The organism is Lysobacter ciconiae, assembly GCF_015209725.1.
Lineage (GTDB): Bacteria > Pseudomonadota > Gammaproteobacteria > Xanthomonadales > Xanthomonadaceae > Novilysobacter > Novilysobacter ciconiae.
Genome location: NZ_CP063656.1, coordinates 1,287,816 through 1,298,805, shown reverse-complemented (window position 1 = coordinate 1,298,805; position 10,990 = coordinate 1,287,816). Strand labels below are relative to the sequence as shown.

General features: G+C 66.2%; 6 protein-coding genes. 3 read left to right on the top strand and 3 right to left on the bottom strand.

The window, feature by feature from the left end:
• Positions 1-335: 335 nt before the first annotated feature.
• From INQ41_RS05960 to acnD, 3 genes are all read right to left on the bottom strand, one after another.
• A complete protein-coding gene (locus tag INQ41_RS05960) occupies positions 336-2,462 on the bottom strand; it encodes a M13 family metallopeptidase (protein ID WP_193986991.1) in 2,127 nt (708 codons plus the stop codon).
• Positions 2,463-2,603: 141 nt separating this feature from the next.
• Positions 2,604-3,791, bottom strand: a complete 1,188-nt coding sequence (prpF, locus tag INQ41_RS05955; RefSeq protein WP_193986990.1) for a 2-methylaconitate cis-trans isomerase PrpF — start codon at positions 3,789-3,791, stop codon at positions 2,604-2,606.
• 46 nt (positions 3,792-3,837) lie between these two features.
• Positions 3,838-6,489, bottom strand: coding sequence for a Fe/S-dependent 2-methylisocitrate dehydratase AcnD (gene acnD / locus INQ41_RS05950; RefSeq protein WP_193986989.1), 2,652 nt, complete (start codon positions 6,487-6,489; stop codon positions 3,838-3,840).
• A 205-nt stretch (positions 6,490-6,694) separates the two neighbouring features.
• Between acnD and INQ41_RS05945 the strand changes: the two genes are divergently transcribed.
• The 3 genes from INQ41_RS05945 (at position 6,695) to INQ41_RS05935 (ending at position 10,752) form a co-directional block, all read left to right on the top strand.
• The gene (locus tag INQ41_RS05945) at positions 6,695-7,264 is read left to right on the top strand and encodes a lipocalin family protein (protein WP_193986988.1); all 570 of its coding nucleotides are present in this window, start codon (positions 6,695-6,697) and stop codon (positions 7,262-7,264) included.
• 23 nt (positions 7,265-7,287) lie between these two features.
• Positions 7,288-8,115, top strand: coding sequence for an NAD-dependent protein deacetylase (locus tag INQ41_RS05940; protein ID WP_193986987.1), 828 nt, complete (start codon positions 7,288-7,290; stop codon positions 8,113-8,115).
• 261 nt (positions 8,116-8,376) lie between these two features.
• Positions 8,377-10,752: a YadA-like family protein gene (locus INQ41_RS05935; protein WP_193986986.1), complete on the top strand. Its 2,376-nt coding sequence runs from the start codon at positions 8,377-8,379 to the stop codon at positions 10,750-10,752.
• The last annotated feature ends 238 nt before the right edge of the window (positions 10,753-10,990 follow it).

Sequence of the window (10,990 nt, the reverse complement as noted above, 5' to 3'; positions counted from 1 at the left end):
CCCGGCTTCCGCCTGCGGCGGACGCCTCCTCCTTTATTTCGCCCGGAAGGCATACGGGCCCCGCCTGGGCTGGTGGCCTTGCGTTTTTCAACCGCCGCCATTGGAACGCCGGGGGTGAATGCGCTTGACGGCGAAATAAAGGAGGAGGCACCGGCTTCACCGGTGCCGGGGGACATTCGCAGGAAAGGGCGTTCACCCCCGGCGCCCCAGTCACCCAACGACCCAACAGATGAGGCGCCAAGCGCGCGGATCGCACAAGAAAAAACCCGGACCGACGTAGCAGCCCGGGTTTATGCATGCGATGCGTCAGTGACCAACGCATCGCCGGTTCGGCATCACCAGATGCGGACGCGATCCTCGGGGGCGATCCACAGCGCATCGCCCTGCTTGACGTCAAACGCGTCGTACCACGCATCGATGTTGCGCAGCGGCGCGAACGCGCGGATGTGGCCCGGCGAGTGCGTGCCGTTGACCAGCTGCTGGCGCAGCGCATCGTCGCGCCACAGCGTCCGCCAGACCTGCGCCCAGCCCATGAAGAAGCGCTGTTCGCCGGTAAAGCCATCAATGACCGGTGCTTCCTTCCCATCCAGCGAGCGCCGGTAGGCTTCCAGCGCGATGGTCAGGCCACCCAGGTCACCGATGTTCTCGCCCATCGCGACCTTGCTGTTGATGTGCATGCCGGGCAACTGCGGGAACTCGTAGGACTCGTACTGCGCGCCGAGCTTGGCCGCCTGCGCCTCGAACTTCGCCGCATCCCCGGACGTCCACCAGTCGCGCAGCAGGCCGCTGCCGTCGGACTTGCGTCCCTGGTCGTCGAAGCCGTGGATGATCTCATGGCCGATCACTCCGCCGATGCCGCCATAGTTCACCGCCGGATCGGCGTCCGGATCAAAGAACGGTGGCTGCAGGATCGCGGCCGGGAACACGATCTCGTTCTTGACCGAGTTGTAGTAGGCGTTGACGGTGTGCGGCGTCATGCCCCACTCCGCCTTGTCGACCGGCTTGCCGATGCGCACGCGTCGGTAGTCCCACTCGAACTGCGCGGCGCGCACGGCATTGTCGAGCACGTCGCCCTGCGCGACCTTGAGGTCGCTGTAGTCGCGCCACTCGTCGGGGTGGCCGATCTTCAGGCCGAAGCCCTTGAGCTTGGAGTGCGCTTCGGCCTTGGTGGCCGGGCTCATCCAGTCGAGCTGGTCCAGACGCGCACCCATGGCGGCCTTCACGTTGGCAACCAGCGCGTCCATCTTGGCCTTGGCGTCGGCGGGGAAATACAGCTTGACGTAGTCGCGCCCGATCGCCTCGCCCATCGCCGAGGACGTGTAGCTCACCGCCCGCTTCCAGCGCGCTGCCTGCTCGGGCTGGCCGGACAGGAACTTGCTGCGGAACTCGAACTCGGCGTCGGCAAACCGGCTCGACAGCATCGGTGCGGCATTGTCGATGGTGTGGAACGCCTGCCAGGCCTTCAGCGTGTCCATATCGCTGTCGGCAAAGATCTTCGCGATCTTCGGCAGCGCGGTGTCCTGACGGATCACGCCGTCGGTCGCGTAGTCCAGGCCGGCGGCCGTCAGGTAGGTCTGCCACGGGAAGCCGGCGGCGACGGTGTCGAGCTTGTCCAGTTCGACCGGGTTGTAGGTCTTGTCGCGGTCACGGCTTTCCGCGCGCGTCCAGTGGGCCTTCGCGATCTCGGTCTCCATCTTCATGATCGCGTCGGCATTCGCCTGGGGATCGGCCCAGCCGCCCAGCTCCAGCAGCTGTGCGATGTATTGGACATAGCGCTCGCGCTGCGGCGCGAACTTCTCGCCCAGGTACATCTCGCGATCACCCAGTCCGAGGCCGGACTGGCTGAAGTACAGGGTGTAGACGTCGGGGTTGCGCTGGTCATCGGAGACGTAGCTGCCGAAGAAGCTGCGGCCCAGGCTGGCGCTGCTCTCGCCCATCAGGCGCGCAATCGCGTCCTTGTCCCTGGCGTTGCGGATCGCGTCCAGGTACGGCTGCAGCGGCTTGTCGTCGAGCGCCTCGACGGTCTTCTCGTCCAGGTAACCCTGATACAGCGCGGCCAGCTTGGCTGCGTCGCCGCCGGTGGCCGGATCGGCCTGCGGGTAGCTTTCCAGCAACTGGTGCACGCGCTTCTCGGACAGGTCGCGCAGGCCCAGGAACGAGCCGTACATCGACTTGTCGGCCGGGATTTCGGTCTCTTCGGCCCACTTGCCGCTGACATAGCCGAAGAAGTCATCGCCCGGACGCAGATCGGTGTTCATGCCGTCGGTGTCGATGCCCCAGGTACCAAAACGACTCGCCGAGACGGCCGCTGTGTCGGCGCTGCCACCGGCGCTGGCGGGCGCGGCATACAGCGCGCGCAGGTCGCAGTTGGCGTCAAGACAGCGGTCGGTGGGGTTGGCGGCCAGCGGCGCGCCCAGGGTCAGGGCGACCGCGGTCGCCGCAAAAAGCAGTGTCTTTTTCAAGGAAATCTCCGTAAATGAATTCAGATGACACAAAAAGCCATGCCCCGTTCTAACCGACGAGGCCCGCAGACGTCAGTGCCAAAGGCTGGGGGCCGAGCCGTCCAGTGAGCCTGGAGGACTGCCCGCTGGGCAGGAGTTCGCTCAGAGCGCGCCGGCAGGCACCCGCACCCATCCCTCCATCAACACGCGCGCGCTCCGGCTCATGATGGCCTTGGTGACCTGCCACTTGCCGTCCGCCTGCACCGCTTCGGCGCCGACCCGGAGCGTTCCCGACGGATGGCCGAAGGTCACCGCCGTCCGATCGCCGCCGCCTGCCGCGAGGTTCACCAGGGTGCCCGGAACCGCTGCCGCGGTGCCGATGGCGACCGCCGCAGTGCCCATCATCGCGTGGTGCAGCTTGCCCATCGACATGGCGCGCACGTTGAGATCGATGGCGTCGGCGGCGATGGCTTTGCCGCTGGACGCGGTGTAGGCGGCCGGTGGTGCCACGATCGCGACCTTGGGCGTGTGCTGCCGGCCTGCGGCCTCGTCGATGTGCGCGATCAGGCCCATCCGCACCGCGCCGTAAGCACGGATGGTCTCGAACATCGCCAATGCCTTCGGGTCGCCATTGACCGCGTCCTGCAGCTCGGTGCCGGTGTAGCCGATCGAGTCGGCGTTGATGAAGATGGTGGGGATACCGGCATTGATCAGCGTGGCCGGGAACGTGCCGACGCCGGGAACCTCCAGCTCATCGACGACGTTGCCGGTGGGGAACATCGCCCCGCCCTCTTCGCCGTCATCGGCCGGATCGAGAAACTCCACCGCGACCTCCGCCGCCGGGAAGGTCACCCCGTCCAGCTCGAAGTCGCCGGTCTCCTGGACCTCGCCCGCCGTCATCGGCACGTGGGCGATGATGGTCTTGCCGATGTTCGCCTGCCAGATGCGCACCGTGCAGATGCCATCGCTTGGGACGCGCGCCGCGTCCACCAGCCCGTTGCTGATCGCGAACGAGCCGACCGCCGCGGTGAGGTTGCCGCAGTTGCCGCTCCAATCCACGAATGCCTTGTCGATCGCGACCTGGCCGAACAGGTAGTCGACATCGTGATCCGGGCGCGTACTTGCGCTGACGATCACCGTCTTGCTGGTGCTGGACGTCGCCCCGCCCATGCCGTCGGTCTGCTTGCCGTAGGGATCGGGACTGCCGATCACCCTCAACAGCAGCGCATCGCGGGCCGCGCCGGGCACACGGGCGACCTCCGGCAGGTCGTCAAGCCGGAAGAACACACCTTTGGAGGTCCCGCCACGCATGTAGGTGGCGGGGATGCGGATCTGTGGTTTGTGGCTCATGGACGAATCCGGCTGCAGGCGAGGAAGGAGGATGACCGGAGCGCGGTCAGGCGTTTGCGGTGCTTACCGCTTCCGCGTTCTTGCCAGCGCTGCCGCCGGACGACGCCAGGAAGTCCTGGGCAAACCGCTGCAGCACCCCGCCCGCCTCGTAGATCAGCAGCTCGTCATCGCTGTCCAGGCGGCACATCACCGGCACCTCGATCCGGCCGCCGTTGGCGCGATGAATGACCAGCACCAACTCCGCGCCGGGCGCCGGCGTACCCATGACGTCAAACGTCTCGGTGCCATCGATCCCCAGCGTGTTGCGGTCGGTGCCGGGCTGGAACTGCAGCGGCAGCACGCCCATGCCGACCAGGTTGGTGCGGTGGATGCGCTCGAAGCCTTCGGCGACGATCACTTCCACGCCGGCCAGCCGCACGCCCTTGGCCGCCCAGTCGCGCGAGCTGCCCTGGCCGTAGTCGGCACCGGCGATGATGATCAGCGGCTGCTTGCGCTCCATATAGGTCTCGATGACGTCCCACATGCGCATCACCTTGCCTTCCGGCTCGAGCCGGGCCAGCGAGCCCTGGCGCACCGAGCCGTCCTCGTTGCGCACCATCTCGTTGAACAGCTTGGGGTTGGCGAACGTCGCGCGCTGCGCGGTCAGGTGGTCGCCGCGGTGGGTGGCGTACGAGTTGTAGTCCTCCTCGGGCACGCCCATCTTGGTCAGGTACTCGCCGGCCGCGCTGCTGGCCATGATCGCGTTGGATGGGGACAGGTGGTCGGTGGTGATGTTGTCGCCCAGCACCGCCAGCGGCCGCATTCCGGTCATGCTGCGCTCGCCGGCCAGCGCGCCTTCCCAGTACGGCGGACGACGGATGTAGGTGCTCATCGGGCGCCAGTCGTACAGCGGGTCGACCTGCAGCCCGGCTAGGCCGCTGCGCGCGAACATCGGGTCGTAGACCTGGCGGAACTGCTCGGGCTTGACGCTGGCAGCGACGATCGCATCGATCTCGGCATCGTCGGGCCACAGATCCTTGAGGGTGACCGCCACGCCGTCCTTGTCGATACCCAGCACATCCTTCTCGATGTCGAAACGAATGGTGCCGGCAATGGCGTAGGCGACCACCAGCGGCGGCGAGGCCAGGAACGCCTGCTTGGCATAGGGGTGGATGCGGCCGTCGAAGTTGCGGTTGCCCGACAGCACGGCGACCGAGTACAGGTCGCGCTCGATCAGTTCCTTCTGGATCACCGGGTCCAGCGCCCCGCTCATCCCGTTGCAGGTGGTGCAGGCGAAGCCGACGATGCCGAACCCGAGCTGCTCCAGCTCCGGCAGCAGTTTCGAGTCTTCGAGGTACAGCTGTACCGCCTTGGAACCCGGCGCCAGCGAGGATTTCACCCACGGCTTGCGGGTCAGCCCACGGCGGTTGGCGTTGCGCGCGATGAGGCCGGCGGCAATCACGTTTCGCGGGTTGGAGGTGTTGGTGCAGCTGGTGATGGCGGCGATGATCACCGCGCCATCGGGCAGCAGGCCGTCGGCTTCCTGCGCCTGGGCCTTGTCCAGGTCGACCGCGATGCCGCGCGCGGCCAGATCCGACGTGGGCAGGCGCTTGTGCGGGTTGGACGGGCCGGCCATGGTCCGCACCACCGCGGACAGGTCGAAAGTCAGCTTCCGCTCGTACTCGGCGGTCACCAGATCATCCGCCCACAGGCCCGCGTGGCGCGCGTAGGTTTCCACCAGCTTGACCTGCTCGTCGGCGCGACCGGTCAGCTTGAGGTAGTCGATGGTCTGCTGGTCGATGTTGAACATCGCCGCGGTCGCACCGAACTCCGGGGTCATGTTGGAGATCGTCGCGCGGTCGCCCAGCGTCAACGCCGTCGCGCCTTCGCCGAAGAACTCCAGGTAGGCGCCGACGACGCGCTCGTTGCGCAGGAACTCGGTCAGCGCCAGCACGATATCGGTGGCGGTGATGCCCGGCTGCGGCTTGCCGGTCAGCTCCACGCCGATGATGTCCGGCAGGCGCATCCACGAGGGCCGGCCCAGCATCACGCTTTCGGCTTCCAGACCGCCGACGCCGATCGCGATCACGCCCAGCGCGTTCACGTGCGGGGTGTGGCTGTCGGTGCCCACCAGCGTATCCGGCGAGGCCACGCCGTCGACGGCCTGGATCACCGGCGACATCCGCTCCAGGTTGATCTGATGCATGATCCCGTTGCCCGGAGGGATCACATCGATGTTCTTGAACGCCTTCTTGGTCCAGTTGATGAAGTGGAACCGGTCAAAGTTGCGGCGGTCCTCGATCGCCCGGTTCTTGGCGAACGCGTCGCGGTCGAACCCGGCGTGCTCCACCGCCAGCGAGTGATCGACGATCAGCTGCGTCGGCACCACCGGATTGACCTGCGCGGGATCGCCGCCCTGCTCGGCGATCGCATCCCGCAGGCCGGCCAGGTCCACCAGCGCGGTCTGGCCGAGGATGTCGTGGCAGACCACACGCGAGGGGAACCACGGGAAATCCAGGTCACTGCGTCGCTCGATCAGCTGCAGCAACGACGCGTCCAGGGTCTTCGGATCGCAGCGCCGCACCAGGTTTTCCGCGAACACGCGCGAGCAGTACGGCAGCCGGGCGTAGGCACCGGGGCGCAGCGCATCCACGGCGGCGCGCGCATCGAAGTATTCCAGATCGGTGCCCGGCAGGGGCTTGCGGTTGGCTGTGTTCATGGTCGGCGTTGGGTACCTTTTTGGCGGGTGGCGTGTCGACGGTCGCGCAGCGCGCGGGGCGGTCGAGTAACACCCGACAGTATAGTTGGCCGCCCCTGTATGGCCGGGGCCGGGACTTCCGGGCTCAGCTCCGCTTGGTCGTTCACGCCCTCTGGTGGTGATCGATGACACCTTGGACCGCACCTTTCCTCATCGGGCAACCCTCATGCGCGCAATCGCCTACGCCATCGCTGCTGCCATGGTTCTGGCTCCGGGCGCCGGCAAGACCCAGACATCGACCTCCGCCGGAACAGGCGCACCATTGGAGAACGTCCCGGTCACGGCGTTGGAGCTGGATCGATACCTCGGCCAGTGGCACGAGATCGCCCACCTGCCAATGTTTTTCCAGCGCAAATGCGTAGCCGACACCACCGCCACCTACACGCTGAAAGAGAACGACCGGATCGAGGTCCGCAACGCGTGCCGCACCAGGGACGGCTCCCGGACCGAATCGGTTGGTGAGGCACGGACCGTCGACGGCAGTCCGGGCGCGCTCAAAGTGCGATTCGCGCCCGCGTGGCTGGGCTGGGTCCCCGGTATCTGGGCCGACTACTGGGTCCTGGATGTCGATCCGGAGTATCGCTGGGCGGTGGTCGGCGGTCCCAGCCGGAAGTACCTGTGGATCCTGTCGCGCGACCCCTCGATGGACGCGGCGCTGTTCAATCGGCTGAAAGCGGATGCGATGGCACGTGGCTACCAGCTCGATGAGCTTGTGATCGGCCCACCGATCAAGTGACCCACGCGCATCACGATGGCGGCGTGCCTGCTTCACGGACCGACGCCGCGGCGGATCTTTCTTCCTGGCTGGAAAATTACCGCTCGGTCTTCGTGCTCACCGGCGCCCGCGTCAGCACCAATTCGGGTATTCCCGACTATCGCGGAGCCGATGGCCAGTGGAAGGGCCGCTCTCCGATCACCTATCAGCAGTTCGTTGGCGATCCCGCCATACGCGCGCGGTATTGGGCGCGCAGCTTTGTCGGTTGGCCTGCGGTTGCGCGGGCGCAGCCCAATCGGGCGCATGCGGCGCTGGCGACCCTGGAGTCGCGCGCCGTCCTCTCCACCCTGGTCACCCAAAACGTGGACGGGCTGCACGCGCGCGCCGGTCACCGCAACGTGGTCGACCTGCACGGCCGGCTCGGCGTGGTCGCCTGCCTGCAGTGCGATCGACGCAGGGACCGGGCGCTGGTCCAGCAGGACCTGAAAGCCCGCTACCCGCACTGGAGCCAGCACACCGCAGCCACTGCACCCGACGGCGACGCCGATCTGGAAGGCGTGGACCTGAGCGGATTCGAGCCGCCTGCCTGCCCCCATTGCGGCGGCATGCTCAAGCCTGACGTCGTATTTTTCGGTGAAAACGTTCCCCGGCAGCGGCTTGCGCGCGCCCTGGAAGCCCTCGAGCAGTCTGACGCGGTGCTCGTGGTCGGATCATCGCTGATGGTCTATTCGGGCTTCAGATTTGCGCGCATGGCTCACGAACGCGGATTGCCCTTGGCAATCCTTACCCGCGGAGTCACCCGCGCCGACGAGCTGGCCACCCTGAAGATGGATGCGGACTCGGAAAGCACCTTGGCCGATGCCATCGGCTGACGGCCCAGCCGGACAGATCAGCTGCGGAAAGTTCGCGGGTGCGCGCCGGCGAACGGTGGCGCCACAGCCGCACCAGTCTAGTGCCCGTGATGAACGATCCAAAAGAGCTGTCAGGTCGCCTGATGGGTCGCAACGCAGATCAACAGGGCCAATAAAACGAGACGGCGGAACTGCAATGTCCGGATTCCCTACGTGACGGCGTGCATCGGGGAGTGAAGAGATTGCGCTCTTTACCGCCGAATCACTCAAGGGAAGAAAGAAATGATCCGAAGTTCGAACCGCCCGTCGACAAACTTCATCTCCACTGGCGCACGATTTAACCGGGCACCGCTCGCCGCTGCACTGCTCCTTCTTATGAGCGTCCCGCTGTCTGCCATCGCCGCTGACCGGCCCTGCGTAAACCCGGACGGAACGCCGACGTCGCCCTCGCCCGGCACCAATCTGGGGAATGAGGGCGGTGTAGACAACAGCACCTGTTCATCCGGAGCCAACGCATTTGGCTCGGATAACATCGCCAACTGGGTCGCGAACGCCTTCGGCCGGCGGAATACTGCCAGCGGAGGGAACAGTAACGCGTTCGGCACCAACAACGTAAGCAGTGGCGAGCGTGGCAGCGCGTTTGGATGGGGGAACACAGCAAGCGGCGAGTTCAGCAGTGCAATGGGGTATTTCAACCAGTCTTCAGGGCTCTACTCGACCGCCATGGGGAGCTACTCGCGCGCCAGTGCGATGGGAAGCATCGCCTTCGGCGGTTTGCTCGACCGCGATGGCGATGGGATTTACAACCACACCCCGCTCGATTACACCACCTCGTCGGGATATTACTCGGTCGCGATCGGCGGCGGTGCGCAAGCGAGCGCTGACCTCGCCACCGGCGTCGGGGCCGGCAGCATCGCAACCGGCGACAGCAGTATCGCCGTGGGAGGTTACTACGACCTCAATGGGAACGGCGTTGTCGATTCAAGCGATATGACGCTGGCCAGCGGGGTAGCCAGCTCAGCATTTGGACCTGCAACACAGGCCACAGGTGACTTCAGCACCGCGCTGGGCTACATAAACAGCGCATCGGGCGAGTACAGCAGTTCGGTTGGTACTGAGAACCAGGCGAGCGGGGATAACAGTAGCGCCTTCGGATATGAGAACCGCGCGACTGGACAGTCCAGCAGCGCGTTCGGCAATCGTACTCACGCATCTGGCCAGGCCAGTAGCGCCCTTGGCTATGCAAGTACTGCGTCCGGCAGAGTCAGCAGCGCGGTGGGCGTTCTAAACCATTCGTCAGGGGCAGAAAGCAACGCGTTCGGCCTCGGCAACGTTGCGAGCAACAATCACACCAGTGCATTTGGCTATTCCAACACAGCCTCTGGCCAAAGATCGGCCGCGTTTGGCTACAAGAGCGTCGCAAGCGGGCCTGACAGCGTCGCCATGGGCGGCTGGCTGGATGACAACAGCGACGGTCTTGTCGATCCCGACGAGGTCACCCTTGCAAGCGGCGCCAACGCCAACGCGTTCGGCAGCGGCGCGCAGGCGAAGGGTGACCACAGCAGCGCGATTGGCACGGGAACCCTGGCCACCGGCAATGCCAGTGCAGCGTTCGGCCCGAAAGCCATCGCAAGCGGCGGCCTCAGCACCGCCATCGGTCCCGCCTCCACCGCCAGCGCCCTGCAAAGTGCTGCATTCGGCTCCGCCGCCCGGGCCAGCGCGGCTGGCAGCAGTGCGATCGGCAGCTCGGCGCACGCCAGCGTCGCTGACAGCGTCGCGCTGGGGTCGAACTCCGTCGCCGACCGGGTGAGTACGGTGTCCGTCGGCAGCGCCGGCAGCGAGCGCCAGATCGTCAACGTCGCAGACGCGACCGCCGATACCGACGCCGTCAACCTGCGCCAGATGCAGGCGGCGTTGGGCGGCGTGGGCGGGATCACCATGGCCCAGGTCCAGGCCGTCGCGGACGCAGGCGATGCGGTGACCCTGGCGGATGCGAACGCGTACACCGATGCGCAGATCATCGCCGCCGGGAGCATCACCCCGGCACAGGTGCAGGCGATCGCCGATGCCGGCGACGCGCAGACGCTGACTGACGCGAATGCGTACACCGACGCCAGTTCCACGCAGACGCTCTCGGATGCGAACGCCTATACCGATTCGCAGATCATCGCCGCGGGCAGCATCACGCCCGGGCAGGTCCAAGCGATTGCGGATGCCGGGGATGCACAGACCCTTGCTGACGCAAACGCCTACTCGGATGCAGGCGACACGCAGACACTTCAGACCGCCAACAGCTACGCAGACACTGGCGACGCCGCCACCCTGCAGTCTTCGAACGCGTACACGGATCAGCAGGTGGCCCGCTTCAACCACGGGCTGGATGAGTTCCGCATGGAAATGGACGATCGCTTCCACACGCTGGACCGCCGTATCGATCGCATGGGCGCCACAAGCGCCGCCTACGCCGGGCTCGCGGCCAACACGGCAGGACTGGGCGGCGCCAACAACATCGGCGTGGGCATCGGGTCCCAGGGTGGCCAGCAGGCTTTGGCGATCGGCTATCGCCGCGCCATCGGCGCTCGCGCGAGCGTGTCGCTGGGCGGAGCCATCGCCGGCGGTGAGAGCAGCGTGTCCGCAGGTGCCGGCTTCAGCTGGTAAGCCTCAACCCAAGCACGCGCCAGGCGCCCCGCATCCCACCGAGGTTGGTGCGGGGCGTTTTTGCCTGTAGTCCGAGCAGGCGCGAAAGGCAGGGCCCAGCACCCGATCGAAGACGTTACATGCACGTTAGCCGAACTTGTGCTATTATACAGGGCTCCCCGCCCTAAAGCCTGCCACTGCATGGCTCGATCAACTTGAGCAACGTTGATCCTGGGACGGGGTTCACGGCATCGGCATC

Excerpts from the sequence above, each read along its gene's own strand:
- prpF (WP_193986990.1), bottom strand. The coding sequence starts at position 3,791 with ATGAGCCACAAACCACAGATCCGCATCCCCGCCACCTACATGCGTGGC.
- acnD (WP_193986989.1), bottom strand. The coding sequence starts at position 6,489 with ATGAACACAGCCAACCGCAAGCCCCTGCCGGGCACCGATCTGGAATAC.
- INQ41_RS05945 (WP_193986988.1), top strand. The coding sequence starts at position 6,695 with ATGCGCGCAATCGCCTACGCCATCGCTGCTGCCATGGTTCTGGCTCCG.
- INQ41_RS05935 (WP_193986986.1), top strand. The coding sequence starts at position 8,377 with ATGATCCGAAGTTCGAACCGCCCGTCGACAAACTTCATCTCCACTGGC.